We start from the raw sequence: 16,450 nt of genomic DNA, 5'->3' as shown, positions 1-16,450 counted from the left end.
CGCTGCCGATCTTCTTGGCGATCGGCGAGGTGACAAAGTAAGCTCCGTTGCGATCCATCAACGTTGATCACCTTCCTTTGAGAAGATGAAATTCTGGGCCGGCGTCACCGACAACGAATGGTTCCCCTTCCTCGCTGCGCGCGGCTTGGATGAAGTGAACTTCTGGCGGCCATCGCCGGGGCCTTACTTCACGGGCCTGCCAGCGGGCACGCCGTTCCTGTTCAAACTGAAGGCTCCGAACAACCACATCGCGGGTGGCGGCTTCTTCGTGCAGTACTCATCGCTTCCGTTGGAAATGGCGTGGGATGCGTTCGGGGAGAAGAACGGTATGCCCACGTTCCGCGACTTCGACCGGAAGATCCGCGAATACCGGAAGCTGCCCAAGGGACCACTGGAGATGGGTTGCAATGTGCTGGTGCAGCCGTTCTTCTTTCCGAGGGAACGGTGGATAGAATTGCCGACGTGGCCCAAGTCGGTGGTGCAGGGCAAGACCTTCGATACCGAGACCACCGAAGGCGCGTGGCTCTGGAATGAAGTGCAATTGCGCTTGCAGGACACAGCCGTCCAAGACCTCGTGGCCGAACCGGCAGCGGAATACGGCGGACCGCGCTACGGCGAACTCTTCCTCACGCGCAGCCGCTTGGGGCAGGGCGCCTTCCGGGTGCTGGTGAGTGAGGCCTACTCCAAGCGTTGCGCCATCACGGGCGAATCGACCTTCCCGGTGCTGGAGGCGGCACACATACGGCCGTACGAGTTGGAAGGGCCGCACCGCATCTCCAGACGCCATCCCAAGGTCGCTTTTGGAAGCGAGCGAGAGGGATTTCGCGGCCAGGCAAGGCGCGAAGTCCTGAGCGTAGCCGCTGGCTACGTGATGGACGAGCAACGCAGCATGGTCGTGAAAGGCCCTCGCGCAGCCCGAAGGGTGACCTTGGGTTGGCGTCCGCGGCATGTTGCTGCGCTCCGACTTCCACAAGCTCTTCGATGCCGGGCTGGTGACCGTGACGCCCGAACTGCGGGTGCGGGTGAGCGACCGCATCCAGGAGCAGTACTTCAACGGCAAGGCCAGAGGGCATCTCAGCACTGCTTTTGGAAGCGAACGAGCGGGATTTCGCGACCAGACGAGGCGCGAGATCCGAGCATAGCCGGTGGCTATGTGAGGTTCGAGCAACGAAGTATGGGCGTGAAAGACCCTCGTGCAGCCCAAAGGGTAGTGCTGAGTTGCCCTCGCGCTACCGCTTGCACGACCAGCCGCTGGCCGTGATCCCCAAACTGGACAGCCAGCGGCCCGACCCCGAGTTCCTGCGCTGGCACCTTACGGAACGCTTTGTTGGATAACAGAACTTACCACCCATGATCAGCGACCAATTGCGCGATGAACTGCTGGCCTTCCGTAAGGAGCGCGACTGGGAGCAGTTCCACAACCTGCGGACCCTCTCCACGAGCATTGCCCTGGAAGCCCCCGAGTTGATTGAGCACATCTGCCGTACGGCGGACCAAGGATGCCGACCTGCCCACACTGGTCGTCGAGCACCGCCAATGCAGCGTGGGCATAAGGATCATTTATAAAAAGCGACTACATTCACTACGGCAAGTGAACAATAACAGCACCAACAGAATGCAAATACGACACATCCTCCTCGTGCCCCTCGTCGCGGTCGAAGCGCTGACAATGGCACAAACACCGATGCTGATCAAGGACATTGCTCCGGGACCGGTGAGTTCTGGCCCTTCGGCCTTTTTAACACCGGGCACGACACAGCTAATCTTCAGCGCGAACAACGGCATTACCGGTAACGATGCGTGGATGAGCGATGGCACGGAGGTTGGCACGACGTTGTATGCGGACATCCCCGGAAGCGGCCCAGGACCCGACCATTTCGTTACCGCAACTGGCAGCCCCAATGGCCTGTTCTATGCGGCTACCAGCGACCTTCAGGGCCGGGAACTGTGGATGGCGACAGGATTGTTGAAGGATATCATCCCTGGCGCCGTGAGTTCCAACCCGGACAAATTGATGCGGTTAGGAAGTGGGCCATTGATCTTCCGTGTCGATGATGGTGTGAATGGCGAGGAACTCTGGAAAAGCGACGGCACACCTCCGGGCACCCAGCTGCTAATGGATATCAATCCAGGCCCGGGAGGGAGCAGCTTGTCCAATGATGACCGGGACTATGCGGTGAACACCTCTACCGAAAGGCTCTATTTCAGGGCATCGGAACCAGTGAATGGTGACGAGCTCTGGGTCACCGATGGCACGGAAGCCGGTACCATATTGGTGAAGGACATCCGGCCTGGACCGGATGGGTCCGGACCCCATGGCCTGACCATGGTCAATGGTTTGCTCTTCTTTCTGGCCGACGATGGCGCGGGAGGGAACGGATTGTGGAAAACCGATGGTACAGAATCCGGGACCGTATTCGTTTCACCAGTGGACAACGGCGATGAACTCGTGAATATGAACGGCACGCTCTTCTTCGTTGCCGAGGAGATCGGTGGCGCAGGGGTCGAACTATGGTCCAGCGACGGGACCGGACCGGGTACTATGATGGTGAAGGATATCTGGCCTGGAAGCGCAAGTTCGACACCTCATTTGCTCACCACTTCAATGATGGATGGGATCCTCTATTTCATCGCCGATGACGGGACCTCGGGACCGGAGTTGTGGAAGAGCGATGGCACGGAAGCAGGCACCACTCTTGTGAAGGATATCAATCCTGGTCCCATTGGAAGTTCCACCACTGCCATGGAGGCTACAGACTTTGTCTTGTTCTTCGACGCGGACGACGGGACCCATGGGCTTGAACTCTGGCGTAGCGAGGGCACCTCAGCTACCACCGTGCTGACGTTGGATATTTATCCGGGAATGCAGGGGTCAGCGCCCCATGAGCTTTGTCGAGGAGCTTATTCGCTCTTCTTCGCAGCAGATGATGGCATCCACGGTGTTGAACCCTGGGTCGTATACGAGATCCAATTGCTACCAGTTGGCCTTGCAACTACTGAATTGGCCCAAGGGACACAGGTGTACCCAAACCCAGCGGACGATGTTTTGTACCTCAACGCACCGACGAATGGGTCACTTCGGATTACGCTGCATGATAGCCGAGGAGAGCGAGTGAAGTCCTTTGACATTCGAGGGCTGAGGTGCGAAGTGAGCGTTCAAGACCTGGCTCCGGGCATATACACTGTTCGTTGCGAACCGCCCTATCAAGCGGAACCGGTTCGCTTCATCGTTCAGCACTGAACGTGCAGCATAATTGAGATGGAACGCGAGCGCGTTGGGTTCTGGTATGATCAAGGTGGCGCCGTGGCGGTTGCCGTGGCTGTAAGCCGGATCACCGACCAACTGCGCGATGAACTGCTGGCCTTCCGCAAGGAGCGCGATTGGGAGCAGTTCCACAACCTGCGGACCTTGAGCACCAGCATTGCCCTCGAAGCTGCCGAGCGCGGGGTGCCACAGCCAACCTCGTTCCGGCGGCATCGTCCCGACGCGTCGGGACGACCCTGCGGGCGAGCGTCCTCGTTCGGCCATCCGGCTCCCGCTATGGCGGGATGAAACAGTTGCTCCTCGATCGGAGACTTCGCTCCAGTATCCTCACTCGTCGCGCCTTGGCTGGCCGAACGATCACCGCTCGTGCCATCCGTTCGAGGTTGGCCGAGGCACCCTTGGAGCACACCCAATGGGCGAAGGATGCCGACCTGCCCACACTGGCCAGCGAGCACCGCGATGCACTGGCCGAAGAGATGGCCGACATTGCCACCCTGCGACTTTACCCTGAGCCTGTCGAAGGGTACCTCGCACACGACCTGCGCGTGGACCTCGAAACCGCCGTGCGCCAGAAGCTGGTGAAGAACGCCGCCAAGTACCCCGTGGAGAAGGCGAAGGGCGTGGCGACGAAGTATGATCGGTTGTGAAGCAGCGTTGGTCGGTGGCCTTGGGAGCAATGCACACTCGTGAATCACGCAAGCACGGGTGATGGTGGTCACCTTTTGCCCGGTTTAGAGAGTGGTGCACCCTTCAATATGTTAGCGGCACCAGATTGCCTAGTAGTGTGTGCAGGTCATTCAGCTGGATTCCACCTTTCGCATCGAACAGGTGAATGAACCGGATGGAGCAGCCGTGCGGCACCTGCACTCTTGCTCCATGCGTGTAGTCTTTCATGGGCAGGCTCCGAAACGGATCACCCGGGTAAAGGAGTACGCTTGTGTCTGAACCGAATTGGAGGTTGTAGGCATACATCTGTTTCAGGTCAGAATCGGCTGGCTTGTCGTCCTTGGGCAGTTTCCACTTCGTATCGATGATGCACTTGATCTGTTCGCCTTCCGCAATGATGATGTCCGGCCGGATGTGTTGGCCGTTCCAGAACTCCCGGCTGTTCTGGCCTTTGATGGAAAGTTCCGGGCGGTTGCTGGCAGCCCGTTTTAGCAGCTTCAGCACCACCACCTCAAACAGCTTGTTCATGTCGAACAGCAGGCTCAGGATGTGCTCACGGCCACCCTTGATGTCCGGGGCATAGTTCAACAGGAGCAGCTTTGCCAGCTGGAGGGCATCGGTGTAACCTCTCGTCTTGCGGTCCACGAACAGTCGCTCAAAAGTCTGCCCATTGATGGGGCGGTCGGCCACATCCTCGAAGGCCCATAGCATATCCTGCGCAAGACCCATGGTGATGGGATCGTGGGTCACATTCTCCACTACGTCCAAGCCCTTTTTCAGGATGGCGTGCAGCAGGTGGTCCGTGTCGTAGGCCTGGTGGATCACGTGGAAGCGCTCCTTGTGCACTACCGTGTTGCGCAGATGGCGTGGCAGGTCCAGTCGGCCTTTGAGCGCGTTGCTCACACCAGCCTTCTGGCGGTAGCGTTTAACCAGGCCCTGGTGCACCAACCGCCGGACCTCCTCCACATAAAGCCGAAGGAAATACTCCAATACCGAGGTATGCCGCAGTGCCAGCTGGGCGTGGCCCGCCTCATGCAACGGTAGGCCATGCGCAACCTTGAGCATGGCAATGAGGGCCTGCTGCCATTTCGCTTTGTCGTCGTCCCCATCGGGCTTGGGTAGCACCTCGATGGTAAGGCCGGGCACGGCGATCACGCCGACATGCTGGCTGAACTTGACCTTTCGATGCTCCACTGTAAAGAAGCGGTTGCCATGTGCCTCGTTGTATCGCACCAAGGCAATGAAATGCTTCTCCGTGAAGCATACCTCTTCGGTGCCGTAGGTCTCGTCGACCTTCAACCGGCTGTGCTCGAAAACGGTGATGACCTTATTTCCCATCACAGATATCGAGGAACGCCTTTAGGGGCACCAGCGTTGCATCGGTGGGGTCGGTGAAGGCATAGCGTGGCTTGGGCTCGATATCCTCCCCAGCCTTGAAGCCTTTGGCGAACCATACTTGGTTCTCCTTGCCGTTGAGTTCTTGCACAAAGGCTGGTCCGAGCACCATTCCAACCTTCACCGGGTCGCCATAGAAATACTCCTTCAACAGGGGGATGATGTTGTTCTTGAACACCTGTCGCAGTTTCTGCTCCTTGTCCGCATCTGCCCAGTTCATGAAATAGCTGTGCCCGATGTGGTGGTCGCGGTCCAGTAACATCTCGATGCGGGCGTTGATGACCTGCAGGAGAACGTCGAGCGCTACTTCACCAACGTTCAGCCCCGTGAGCTTGGTGTGATCAGCTGGACATTCCTCGAAGCTGAAGCGGCGCCGTAATGCAGTATCGAGTGCCTCCACGCTGCGATCAGCGGTATTCATGGTACCGATGATGTGCAGGTTGGGCGGCACACTGAAGGGCCTCTTCGAATAAGGCAGCAGGACAGAAAGCGCGTGCGGCATGCCCGCGCGTTTGTCCTCTTCGATCAATGAGATGAGCTCGCCGAAGATGGCCGAGACATTGCCACGGTTTATCTCGTCAATGAAGATGGCGTAGTCGTTAGCAGGGTCCTTCTCCGCGCGACTACAGAGTTGCTTGAACACGCCAGGTACTATGTCATAGGCGAACTCCTCACCCTTGAGTCCTGGTTTGATCCCCTCGATGAAATCCTCATAGCTGAAGCTTTGGTGGAAGGTGATGAACTCGTAACGTTTGATCTGATGGGCTCCCGGCGCGTCGCTTTGCTTGGTATGCTTTAGTTGTACTCGTAATTCCGGAACGAGCGCATCCGCTTCCGCGGGCAGTACTTCCCAAATGGAATCCTCCTTCTTATTGAAGACCAGCGGCTCTTGGCGGTTGGTGTACTTCACCAATTCACACTCAGTCACCGTGTGCATCTGCAGGGTACCCCACACCGTTGCGCGTACGTTCGCGCTATTGCTCAGTGCGGCCTTGGTCCTGAGCAGCTCATGGTCCATGATCGCACTGGTCTTCGATGGACCGAGATCCAAGAGCACCATCGCGACCACCTCCCACCAAGTAAGAGGTTGCACCATTTCGGTGAGACGCTGTTCCCGGGTCAGCGCTTCAACATGGGTCGTATAACGCCCGAAGTACTCCGCCTTCAGTTTGTATGTCTTGCCCGTGCCCGGAGGGCCATAGAGGATCTTGTTCAGCGGATCTCTCATTGTCCTGTTGTTGGGTATCGCTATCTGAAGAATGGCATCATATTGCTCCTTGGTGGCTGTGAACGTCGTGCCTTGATTGCCACCTTTGAAGTCCGCCATTGACGTCAGATCCTTAATGGCAGTCCAACCCACTGGGCGTTGGCTCAATTCATGTTCAACCCGGATCCTCGCACGTTTCTGTTTCAAGACCTGAGCTTGGTCTAGGACGAATACACGGTCCGCCTCATCCATGGCCATTTCGACTACGTCCGAAGTGATCGTAGCAAGCGCGTAGCACCCCGCCTGTGGACCAGTTACCCAGATGATCGCTTTGTCACCAGGTCGGATTTTACCTTGATGCGCCGTTACAGTCCAACTTTTTGCCGCTCCTGCCCGGAGCGCGCCAGCGGCATCGTAATACTTCGGATTACCCTGGAAAACCCAGTAGTTCGGCTCGCGAACCACTGGTGATCCGGTCGCTCCATCAATACCGATCAGTTCCGTCAGACGGGCCACGTAGTCCGGATATTTCGTGATATCCGTCAGCGTCTTCATCACGATAGGTCCCTCCACTTCAGGCCATGAACCGGTATGTTTCCAGTTCACTGGCCGACAGTTCTTGTAAGCGGCTCGGCCCTCGTCGTAATAGTGTTCACTATCAACGATACCGTACCCGAGATACTCCTCACGACCGCGCTTTGCAATGATGACATCGCCCACTGCAATCGTGTTCACGAGGTCAAAGACGGCGTTCGCATCATTCTTCTTTGAGCCAGTGGTTCCATCGAGTTTACGGAGCTCATCCGCCACTTCCGCGACCGATGCAAACTGCGCAAAGTCGCCCAACTCGTCCCATCCCAGTGCCATGATGCCCTTCTCTTGGAACTCATTCCAATAGGTCGCATTCGGGCCGGGAGCAAAGAGCCAGTAATGCACTGGGCGCTCGCCTTCGATAGGTTCGGGTCGTTCGGCTACGAAGTAGATGAAGTCCTGCACCAGCAGGTGATGCTCCGTATCGGCGTGACAGCTATCATCGCGGATGGAACGATGCGTCTCGACGATGTCCGGTCGTGCGAGGAGCAAGGCGCGCACTTCTTCACACAGCTCGTAGTAGGCATCGATGCTTGTGTACTTGTCGCCCGGCTTGGCCAATGGCGCATGACCTGTTCGCTGGATGAACCCGGACACCGTGCTCGCCTTGTACAGGTAGAATTTCTCAGGCAGCACCATGCCGAGCCAAAGCGACATGGCGCGGACATCCTGATAGGTGCTGAGCTCTTTGTCGGGACGGGCTGCCATCAAGCTCCTTTTCGCATGTTCTGCGAATCCGCGCATTCGGTCCGCCAATGGAGCTTCTCCATGAATGAGCTGCCGCAGAGCCAACCGGCAGTCCGCAGAGTCCCTTTTGGCCCATTCCAGCAGCATCCGCTTGGGCAGGAAATTCTGGCCGCTCCATAAGTTCTGATGCCGGTGACTGAAGCTGCGGTCGATCATCGTCGCCAGATCCGGCGCGTCCAGGTCCCAGTTGTCCTGTACCGTCTTGGCGATCTGCCATTTGTAGATCTCATCATATTCACTTCCCTTGACAAAAGCGCCATATTGATCAAAGAGCTTTGACAGTCGATCGGATGACCCGTTGGAAGGTTCTGACCGATAGTCTTGGACTATTTGATCGACATTCTGCTCATAAGGCACTGTATCTCCAAAAAGCGTAGCGAACTCCGCACGTATTGGGCGCAACTTGAATGCGCCCATGCATTCGGCAATAGACTTGGAAGGATCACTCATGCGCAACTCTTCCGCCTTGCGGATCTCTGTCAAATTGCGCTCGTTACCTGAAGGTGGTCCATTACCAAGAGCGGAGGCCGCATTACGAAGCTTCATACCCCACCAGTTCTCATTGCGGAACGTCAGCTTGGCCAGCAGAATACGGAGCTCCGACAAGCTTGCAGTGATAGCCCCGCTTTCCTTCCGGTTATAGACCCAAACCGCCAAACATTCTTCTTGAAATAGCCGGGGTGCTGTACTTCGGTTCAGCTTCATGGTCTTCCTGTGCTACTCAGCTTCTGTACTGGTTTGCAAATTGTCTTGATCACTTCTTCTAACTAAGCTCGGCATGCCCAAAACTTCAAGAAGCAAGTGACCTAACTCTGATGGAACTTCTTCACCATCGTCAAAATCATCATGCCCGCAGCCTCGGGACACAGCCATCAGGAACTTTACCTCCAGCGCTCCTCTTAGACGATTGCCTTGATCAGCGATTCAGGCCAGGCTATGAAATCGCCGTACTGGCCCTTGCGCATTTGACCGCCTTTGTCCTTTCCGAGCGAGGTGAGTTCCCAACTGTCATTCGAACGGACAATCCAGCGCAGTGCTTCCAACTTTGAGGTCAGTTCTTTGCTGGAGATCCCCATTTCCTTCGAGAGCGCCGTTACAGAGTGGTACTTGCCATTCGCACTCGGAGCAGATGGCGGTGGTGCTTGTCGCACTTGGGCTTCAACCTTCTTGGGTTCAACCTTCTGCACGGAAATGGTGCGATGCTCGCTTCCGCGTTTGATCCTATCAACCTCTGCGGCGACCTGCTTGTACAGTTCCTCGTCCTTCTCCCTCGAGATGTAGATGCCCATCTCAACGTTGTTCTGCTGTGAGAACATGTACAAGTTCATCGAGGTAAGGATGGCTTCCTTCTCATTGAAGTAGCATTTGGCGTGTAGGTCCTTGTGGAAGAGGAGCTTGATCCCGGGCATGGATTGGAGCCAGCCACTGTCATCTGGGTTGATGTCACTCACCTTGCCGTAGATGATGATGATGTCGATGGAGAACTTGTGTCGGTCTTCCAGCGACAACTTCAGCTGGTTGTTCAACTGCAAGTACGGGCTGATCAAGTACAACTTGTCGGTTGCGTTGTTGATCAACTTCTTCAGGTAGTAGGAAACACCTTGCGTGTCGAGAAACTCTGCCATGGTTCCGTTTGGTTGTCGTGTTTAGCAAACCTAGTGCTCAGTCGCGTGAGGGATTGTACCGGAAAGCCCGGAGGCCGGTAATCCGGCCGAGGACTTGGAGGGGAAAGCCCGACGGCGCTGCATTTGAGCGCCGGCACGCCCACACCTCCTAACTCTGATCGATCTTCTTCACCATCGTCAAGATCGTCGCGATCGCCACCGTCTCCCCGGTCTCATCAAACACATCCACCAAGAACTTCACGATCCCCTTGGCCACATCCTCCGGCGTACGCTTCTCCTGGTCCACCTTCTCCTTCACCGTGAAGCGCACCTGGATCGTCATGCCCGGGTACACCGGCTTCACGAAGCGGCACTCATCCAGCCCATAGTTCAGCAGCACCGGTCCTTTGGGCGGATCAACGAAGAGGCCGGCGGCGCGGCTGAGGATGAAGTAGCCGTGCGCCACGCGCCCCGTGAAGATGGTGCCTTCGAGGCTGTTGGCGTCCATGTGCGCGTAGAACTTGTCGCCGCTGAGGTGGGCGAAGTCCTCGATGTCCTGCAAGGTGACGGGGTGGATGTCGGTGATCACGGTATCGCCCACCTGCAGTTCCTCGAAGTGCATGCGGAAGGTGTGCTTCTTCGTGATGTTCATCCGCGCGCCCTGCTGGTATTGCTGGGTGATGGCGGTGATCATGCTGGGGTGGCCCTGGATGGCGGTGCGCTGCAGGTAGTGCATCACGCCGCGCTTGCCGCCCATCTCCTCGCCGCCGCCCGCGCGACCCGGGCCGCCGTGTACCAGCGTGGCCAGCGGGCTGCCGTGGCCGGTGTTCTCCTTCGCCATCTCGCGGTTCAGGATGAGCATGCGGCCGTGGTGGCTGGCGGCGCCCCACACGAATTGCTGCGCCACCTTCTCATCGCACGTAGCGATGCTGGCGCAGAGGCTGCCCTTGCCGAGCTTGGTGAGGGCCACGGCATCGTCGATGTCGGTGTAGGGCATCAATGTGCTCACCGGACCGAAGGCTTCCACGTTGTGGCTCTGCTGGTTCTTCCAAGGGTCGGCGTTGAGCAGCAGGATGGGGCTCATGAAGGCGCCCTTGGCGGCGTCGGCGCCCTTCACGTCCACGCTGTCGGCGCTGCCGTAGACGATCTGCGAGCCTTTGAGCAGTTCGTCCAGCGCGCGCTTCACCTCGTTGCGTTGTCCTATGCTTGCAAGGGCGCCCATTGTTATGCGCACTTGGCTGCCGCCAGGCACGCCACCGTCCACCTGCCTGTTCGGCAGGCTGGCACGCGGATCACCGATCACGGTGCCGCCCAGGCGCTTGCCGATGGCGATCTGCACATCCTCCAGCACGTTGGCGGGCACCAGGATGCGCCGCGCGCCGGTGCAGCGCTGGCCGCACTTCAGCGTCATTTCCTTGCCCACTTCCTTGATGAAGAGGTCGAACTCCTCGGTGCCCGGTGTGGCGTCGGGCCCGAGCACGATGGCGTTGAGGCTGTCGGCCTCCAGGTTGAAGGGCACGCTCTCGTCCACGATGCGCGGGTGCTTCTTCAGCATGCGGCCCGTGGTGGCGCTGCCGGTGAAGGTCACTACGTCCTGGCTCATCACATGGTCGAGCAAGCCTTCGCCGCTACCGACGATGAGTTGGATCGCGCCTTCGGGTACGATGCCGCTGGCGACGATGTCCTTCACCATCGCCTCGGTGAGGTAGCTGGTGACGGTGGCGGGTTTCACCACGGCGGGCACGCCGGCCATCCAGTTCGTGGCCACCTTTTCCAGCATGCCCCAGATGGGGAAGTTGAACGCGTTGATGTGTACGGCCACGCCCTCCTTGGGCACCATGATGTGGTGACCGATGAAGGTGCCGCCCTTGCTGGTCTTCACGGTGTCGCCGTCCACGTAGAAGGGCATGTTGCCCAGCACGCGGCGCAAACTCGCATTGGCGAAGAGGTTGCCGATGCCGCCCTCGATGTCCACCCAGCTATCGGCCTTGGTGGCGCCGGTGCGGTAGGAGATCTCGTAGTACTTGTCCTTGCGGTCGAAGAGGTATTGGGCGAGGGCCTTCAGCATGCGGCCGCGCTCGGGGAAGCTCATCTTGCGCAGGGGAGGTCCGCCGACGGTGCGGGCGTAGTGGAGCATGTGGCCGAAGTCGAGGCCGCCGGAGGAGGTGGTGGCGATGAGCTCGCCGGTGGAGGCGTCGAGGAGTTCCGCTTGCTTGCCGGAGCCGGCGATCCATTGGCCGCTGGCGTAGTTCTCTAATTGCATGTGGCCAAAGTAACTGCCTGCACGCTCACCGTATGGCCAACAATGGCCGCGGATGGACCACGCCCAAGTGGACGGAGAAGAGAATGGCCTATCAGCCTGTAGTGCGGTAGCTTCGCTCACCTATGAAGCGCTCCCTCTTCGCCGCCCTTGCCACCAGCTTCGTGTGCGCCGTGTCCCAAGCCGCCATCTTCCACATCTCCCCCATCATCGGCTCCATGCAGAACGATGGCTCGTTCGCATCGCCGTGGTCAACGCTGGCGGAGGTGCTCGATGCCAACCTGATCGAGACGCGCAGCTACCTGCCACTGCCCTACATGGAGGGTGTGAGCCAGTTGAACCCCAAGAACGTAGGCGCACCGGTACAGCCAGGTGATACGCTCCTGCTCTACGATGGCTTGCACGGCGTGGCGTTCTTCCGAGGTGGCTTCAACGCGGAGCCCATCACCATCATGGCGGCACCTGGTCAGGTGCCGATACTTTCTCGCTTCCAGCTGCAGGCCGGTGCGCGGTGGCGACTGATCGGCTTGCACATCAGCCCGGAGCCTTATGGTACTTACCACGCTACGCACCTCATCCACTTCGAAACGCACAACTGGCACGGCCCGGTGCGCGAGATCGAGGTGCGCGATTGCAACGTGTACACCTCTGCCAATACATCCGCGTGGAGCGCCGAGGATTGGGTGACCCGCGCCAGCAGCGGCATCCGGTACTTCGGCCACCACGGCCTGATCCAGAACAACACCTTCACCAACGTCGACTTCGGCGTCATGGTCACCGGCGACAGCACGGAGGCCATCGGCAACAGCATCATCAACTTCAGCGGCGATGGCATGCGGGCCATCGGCAACGATCTGCTCTTCGAGGGCAACTTGATCAAGAACTGCTACGCCGTCGATGCCAACCACGACGACGGCATTCAGTCCTTCGCTACGCCAGACGCGCCGCTCACCCGTGTGGTGCTGCGCGGCAATACCATCATCAACTACGATGATCCGAACCAGCCGCTGCTGGGGCCGCTGCAAGGCATCGGCTGCTTCGACGGGCCGTTCAGCGATTGGGTGGTGGAGAACAACGTGGTGATCGTGAACCACTGGCACGGCATCTCGCTTTATGGTGCCATCAACTGCACTGTGGCCAACAACACCGTGATCGACCCCACGCCCAGCGCAACGCCAGGCCCCTCGTGGATTCGCATCAACGACGATACCGACATCGGCCAGGCCAGCAGTGGTTGCGTGGTGGCCAACAACATCGCCAACACCTATGCCGTGACCGGCACCACACTGGTGAGCAACCTCACGTTGTCCGGTGCGAATTACGACCTGCACTTCGTGGATGCTGCGGGCTACGACCTGCACCTGGTCCCGAGCAGCACCGCCATCGACGCAGCGGACGATAACTACGCGCCGCTTGTGGATCACGATGGACTGCCACGTCCGTTCGGGGCGCAGAGCGACATAGGGGCATATGAGTTCAGCGGGACCACGTCTATTGCTTCAGCGAACAGCACCTCTTTCAGCGTGTACCCGAACCCTGTTGCGGATCGGCTCTATGTGTCGCTTCCGAATGGCGCCTCAGCAACAACGCTTGAAGTGCTCGATCAACTCGGTCGTACGGTGATGATCCGGCGGATAGTTGATCGCGACTGGCTCGATGTGTACGCACTGCCAAGCGGCATGTACATCGTGCGGGTAAACGACTTGATCGCCCTGTTCACCAGGGAGTGACCGACCGCTGGTGTAGTTGTTTTCGACAACCCCAAGCGAATGGCCAACTTGGCCGCAGTGATCGCGCAGGCGCCCTCCCCTTTCGTACTGCTTCGGTTGCGCTGGATGCAATTGCGCCGGGCCATGCCAACGTACGGTGTGGTGCTGCTCGCGCTTTCGGTCTGTGCTGCCGTATGGTTGCTGCGCAAAGCGGCGCTGCATGACCCTACCCTCGCACCCTACATCGCCGGTGGCGCCGTGCTGATGGCCTGGGGCATGCACCAGCGTCGCGCCGATCTGCACTTCCTGCACCGGCATGTGCCAAAAGCGCGGCTTGCGTTGACACTGGAGTACGGCGCCTTGGTGCTGCCCGTGTTGCTGGCTTTGTTGTTGGCCGGTGCATGGAACTTCGCAGCGCTTGTGCTTGTCGCATGCGTTCTGCCATGGCTGCCCGTGGTGCCTGCATCTGGCGTTCGCGGCGGCTGGCTGCGGAAGTGGATAGCCCCGCGCTTGTTCGAATGGCGCAGCCTGGTGCAAAGCACCTATCCATGGAGCCCGTTGCTGTGGATCGCCGCGTTGGCCTTCTGCTGGTTGCCGGTGCTACCGATGTTCTTGCTGGGAGCTCTTGCAATGTTGGCTTGCGGCGCACAGGAGCAATGCGAACCGCGCAGCATGTTGTTGGTGACGGCCGCCGATGCGCGCGAGATGTTGCGCATCAAAGTGCTCGGGGCGATGCGGATCATGCTCTTGCTGGAGCTTCCGGTGCTCACCGGCGCCATGTTCTTCCAACCGGAGTGGTGGTGGATCCACTTGCTCTTCGGACTGGGCATGCTGGTGCTCGTGGCCTATGCCGTGGTGCTCAAGTACGCGAACTACCGCCCGAACGAGCGGCTGGATGCCAACGGTGCCAACGTGGGCATCGCGGCCGTCTTCGCCATCCTGCCCGGGCTATCGCTCGTGCCGCTCATCATGCTGCTGGGCGAAGTGCGCAAGGCCCGCGAGAACCTGAACACCTATTTCCATGATCACCATCGCTGACCTGCATTGCGCCTACGGCGACAAGCCGGTGCTGAACATCCCGGCGTACGAGATGGCGCCCGGTGTACACGGCATCGTGGGCCTGAACGGTGCGGGCAAGACCACCTTGTTGAACGCGCTCTATGGCTTCGGTCGCAATGCGACCGCCAAGGTGCAATGGAAGGGCGCGGACATGGGCCATTGGAACACGGCCTTCCAGGAAGCGGAGAGCTACTTCCATCCGGGCATCACCGGTGGTGAATACTTACAGCTCTTCATGCGCGGTGGCAGCACGAAGGACCTACCGGGGCTCAACGAATTGCTGGAACTGCCTTTGGATGAACTCATCACCACCTACTCCACCGGCATGCGGCGCAAGCTGGCCATCCTCGGTGTGCTGCACCTGGACCGCGAGGTGCTGCTATTGGACGAGCCGATGAACGGCCTGGACCTGGCCTCGGTGCGTGTGGTGGAGGCCATTGTGCGCAAGCTGGCGGAAAGCGGGCGCACCATCCTCATCACCTCGCATGTGCTCGGGCCTTTGATCACCCTGTGCGATCGCATCCACCTGTTGCAGCACGGCCGCTTCACGCGCGTGTTCGAGCGCGATGCCACGGATGGCTTGGAAGAAGCACTCTTCGCTGAGCTCGACAAACGAACGAGCGCTGCGATGGAACGTTGGCAGTGAGCCGAGTCAGAGTGGCTTCAGTCCACCAAGACCTTCCCGCTCCACGTCCCTCCTCGGCCATCGTCGATGCGCCAGAGGTGCAGGCCAGCACCGCAGGCGATGCGATTAATGTTGCCGCTCAAACGCTCTTGCATCACTGCACTGCCTTGCGCATCGCACAGTGTGAGCGTCTCCCCTCCTCGCGCACCCTGAATCTCAATCACCCCGGGCAAGCCGGAGAACACCTTGGTCTGGGTGGCTGCTGCGAGCTCATCAACGCCGAGGACAATGTTGAAGGTGAGCGTCACGGTATCGCTGTTCCCGCAGGGATCATTGTAGGTGTGCGTGATGATGTAGGTGTCGCTCTCGCTGAAGACGAAAGTGGGAGATGCCTCGGTGGAGCTCTGCCCATCGCTGCACACCCAGAGGTGCTCGCCCTCGCCGTTGTGGATCAAGGTGATCCAGTTCCAGCCGCTGCTGAATCCATCGAGCAACGCGCTGGTGCTCCCTTCGAAATCCAGGTTCCACGTGGGCAGTTCGCCCAGCACCACCGTGCTGGCGATGTCGCGCAGGATGGCCGCCGTAGCGGCATCGATTGACCCATTGAAAGCGGACCCGACGCAGCTCTCCTCGAAGAGCGTGCAGTAGAATACGCAGGCAGCGAGGTAGGTGCCGGCCGGTGACGGGTGGCTGCCATCGGCATCGTAGAGGTTGATGCCCGGCTGCGTGTCGCGCACCACTTTCCATGCAGCGCCCACCGGCGCGGCGTATGAATCATTCCATTCCGCCAGCGCAACATAGTTGGTGCGCAATCCCTGCTGCATGCCATCGTAAGTGCACATGAAGGGGAAGCTGGCGCAGTTCTGCGCGTCGCCGTTCTGCCGCCCCCACGTCATGTAGAACACCGGCCAGGTGCACTCGTAATTGTCCTTGATGCGATCGATCAACGCCGTGGCGCCGAGTTCCGTGGTGGTGGCATCGAAGGGCAGCGCGCCGAGCTGGCTCTGCTCCTGCAGCACCACGAAATCCCAGTCCTGCGATTCAATGGCCTCGAGCGTGGGCGCGTAGGTGCTGTGCTGGAACAGGGTGTATCCGCCCGGCGCGGAGCTGGCCACCGTCATCGTATCATCCAACGAGAGCGCCAATTGCCGCAAGGTGTTCGGCAGGTCGTTCACATAGGTGTAGCTGTTGCCGATGAAGAGCACGGAGGTCTGCTGGGCATGCATCGGACCAACGAGAAGGACGGAAAGAAGGAGTTTGTATCGCACGGGGTGAAGCTAGTGGGACCTGGGAAGCGGCGAGGCGCGTTGAGCACCGGAACC

General features: G+C 59.2%; 13 protein-coding genes. 8 read left to right on the top strand and 5 right to left on the bottom strand.

Going from position 1 to position 16,450, the window contains the following annotated elements:
• Positions 1–85: 85 nt before the first annotated feature.
• From IPM12_08980 to IPM12_08960, 5 genes are all read left to right on the top strand, one after another.
• Complete coding sequence (locus tag IPM12_08980) at positions 86–1,261, top strand: hypothetical protein (protein MBK9147933.1); 1,176 nt, start codon at positions 86–88, stop codon at positions 1,259–1,261.
• 89 nt (positions 1,262–1,350) lie between these two features.
• Positions 1,351–1,566 carry a hypothetical protein gene (locus IPM12_08975; protein ID MBK9147932.1) on the top strand — a complete coding sequence of 72 codons (216 nt, stop codon included), beginning with the start codon at positions 1,351–1,353 and terminating at the stop codon, positions 1,564–1,566.
• Between the two features lie 25 nt (positions 1,567–1,591).
• A complete protein-coding gene (locus IPM12_08970) occupies positions 1,592–3,241 on the top strand; it encodes a T9SS type A sorting domain-containing protein (GenBank protein ID MBK9147931.1) in 1,650 nt (549 codons plus the stop codon).
• Between the two features lie 18 nt (positions 3,242–3,259).
• The gene (locus tag IPM12_08965; GenBank protein MBK9147930.1) at positions 3,260–3,553 is read left to right on the top strand and encodes a hypothetical protein; all 294 of its coding nucleotides are present in this window, start codon (positions 3,260–3,262) and stop codon (positions 3,551–3,553) included.
• Positions 3,550–3,912, top strand: coding sequence for a nucleotide pyrophosphohydrolase (locus IPM12_08960; GenBank protein ID MBK9147929.1), 363 nt, complete (start codon positions 3,550–3,552; stop codon positions 3,910–3,912). The genes IPM12_08965 and IPM12_08960 overlap by 4 nt, the downstream gene beginning before the upstream one ends.
• A 103-nt stretch (positions 3,913–4,015) precedes the next feature.
• Here IPM12_08960 and IPM12_08955 read toward each other — a convergent pair whose 3' ends face one another.
• The 4 genes from IPM12_08955 to paaZ all read right to left on the bottom strand — a co-directional run bounded on the left by IPM12_08955 (position 4,016) and on the right by paaZ (position 11,738).
• Positions 4,016–5,269: a restriction endonuclease gene (locus tag IPM12_08955; GenBank protein ID MBK9147928.1), complete on the bottom strand. Its 1,254-nt coding sequence runs from the start codon at positions 5,267–5,269 to the stop codon at positions 4,016–4,018.
• Positions 5,259–8,576, bottom strand: coding sequence for an EVE domain-containing protein (locus tag IPM12_08950; GenBank protein ID MBK9147927.1), 3,318 nt, complete (start codon positions 8,574–8,576; stop codon positions 5,259–5,261). Before IPM12_08950 ends, IPM12_08955 begins: the two co-directional genes overlap by 11 nt.
• 194 nt (positions 8,577–8,770) lie before the next feature.
• The gene (locus IPM12_08945; GenBank protein ID MBK9147926.1) at positions 8,771–9,496 is read right to left on the bottom strand and encodes a phospholipase D family protein; all 726 of its coding nucleotides are present in this window, start codon (positions 9,494–9,496) and stop codon (positions 8,771–8,773) included.
• Between the two features lie 148 nt (positions 9,497–9,644).
• Positions 9,645–11,738, bottom strand: coding sequence for a phenylacetic acid degradation bifunctional protein PaaZ (paaZ, locus tag IPM12_08940; protein MBK9147925.1), 2,094 nt, complete (start codon positions 11,736–11,738; stop codon positions 9,645–9,647).
• A 122-nt stretch (positions 11,739–11,860) separates the two neighbouring features.
• Between paaZ and IPM12_08935 the strand changes: the two genes are divergently transcribed.
• The 3 genes from IPM12_08935 to IPM12_08925 are packed head-to-tail and all read left to right on the top strand — an operon-like array spanning position 11,861 to position 15,149.
• Positions 11,861–13,465 (top strand): T9SS type A sorting domain-containing protein, encoded by a 1,605-nt coding sequence (locus tag IPM12_08935; GenBank protein ID MBK9147924.1) that lies wholly within the window; start codon positions 11,861–11,863, stop codon positions 13,463–13,465.
• 39 nt (positions 13,466–13,504) lie between these two features.
• On the top strand, positions 13,505–14,482 hold the full coding sequence (locus tag IPM12_08930; protein ID MBK9147923.1) for a hypothetical protein: 978 nt from the start codon (positions 13,505–13,507) through the stop codon (positions 14,480–14,482).
• Positions 14,466–15,149, top strand: coding sequence for an ATP-binding cassette domain-containing protein (locus tag IPM12_08925; GenBank protein MBK9147922.1), 684 nt, complete (start codon positions 14,466–14,468; stop codon positions 15,147–15,149). The genes IPM12_08930 and IPM12_08925 overlap by 17 nt, the downstream gene beginning before the upstream one ends.
• A 17-nt stretch (positions 15,150–15,166) precedes the next feature.
• Here the strand turns inward: IPM12_08925 and IPM12_08920 are convergent, their stop codons facing one another.
• Positions 15,167–16,396: a hypothetical protein gene (locus IPM12_08920; GenBank protein ID MBK9147921.1), complete on the bottom strand. Its 1,230-nt coding sequence runs from the start codon at positions 16,394–16,396 to the stop codon at positions 15,167–15,169.
• Between the last annotated feature and the right edge of the window lie 54 nt (positions 16,397–16,450).

This window comes from Flavobacteriales bacterium, from assembly GCA_016716605.1.
Taxonomy (GTDB): Bacteria; Bacteroidota; Bacteroidia; order Flavobacteriales_F; family PHOS-HE28; genus PHOS-HE28.
The sequence above is the reverse complement of the archived record's forward strand: the minus strand, read 5'-3'. Positions and strand labels throughout refer to the sequence as shown.

Bases quoted from the DNA above. Each gene is read 5' to 3' on its own strand.
- IPM12_08980 (MBK9147933.1), top strand. From the start codon at position 86: ATGAAATTCTGGGCCGGCGTCACCGACAACGAATGGTTCCCCTTCCTC.
- IPM12_08975 (MBK9147932.1), top strand. From the start codon at position 1,351: ATGATCAGCGACCAATTGCGCGATGAACTGCTGGCCTTCCGTAAGGAG.
- IPM12_08965 (MBK9147930.1), top strand. From the start codon at position 3,260: ATGGAACGCGAGCGCGTTGGGTTCTGGTATGATCAAGGTGGCGCCGTG.
- IPM12_08960 (MBK9147929.1), top strand. From the start codon at position 3,550: ATGAAACAGTTGCTCCTCGATCGGAGACTTCGCTCCAGTATCCTCACT.
- IPM12_08955 (MBK9147928.1), bottom strand. From the start codon at position 5,269: ATGGGAAATAAGGTCATCACCGTTTTCGAGCACAGCCGGTTGAAGGTC.
- IPM12_08950 (MBK9147927.1), bottom strand. From the start codon at position 8,576: ATGAAGCTGAACCGAAGTACAGCACCCCGGCTATTTCAAGAAGAATGT.
- IPM12_08945 (MBK9147926.1), bottom strand. From the start codon at position 9,496: ATGGCAGAGTTTCTCGACACGCAAGGTGTTTCCTACTACCTGAAGAAG.
- paaZ (MBK9147925.1), bottom strand. From the start codon at position 11,738: ATGCAATTAGAGAACTACGCCAGCGGCCAATGGATCGCCGGCTCCGGC.
- IPM12_08935 (MBK9147924.1), top strand. From the start codon at position 11,861: ATGAAGCGCTCCCTCTTCGCCGCCCTTGCCACCAGCTTCGTGTGCGCC.
- IPM12_08930 (MBK9147923.1), top strand. From the start codon at position 13,505: ATGGCCAACTTGGCCGCAGTGATCGCGCAGGCGCCCTCCCCTTTCGTA.
- IPM12_08925 (MBK9147922.1), top strand. From the start codon at position 14,466: ATGATCACCATCGCTGACCTGCATTGCGCCTACGGCGACAAGCCGGTG.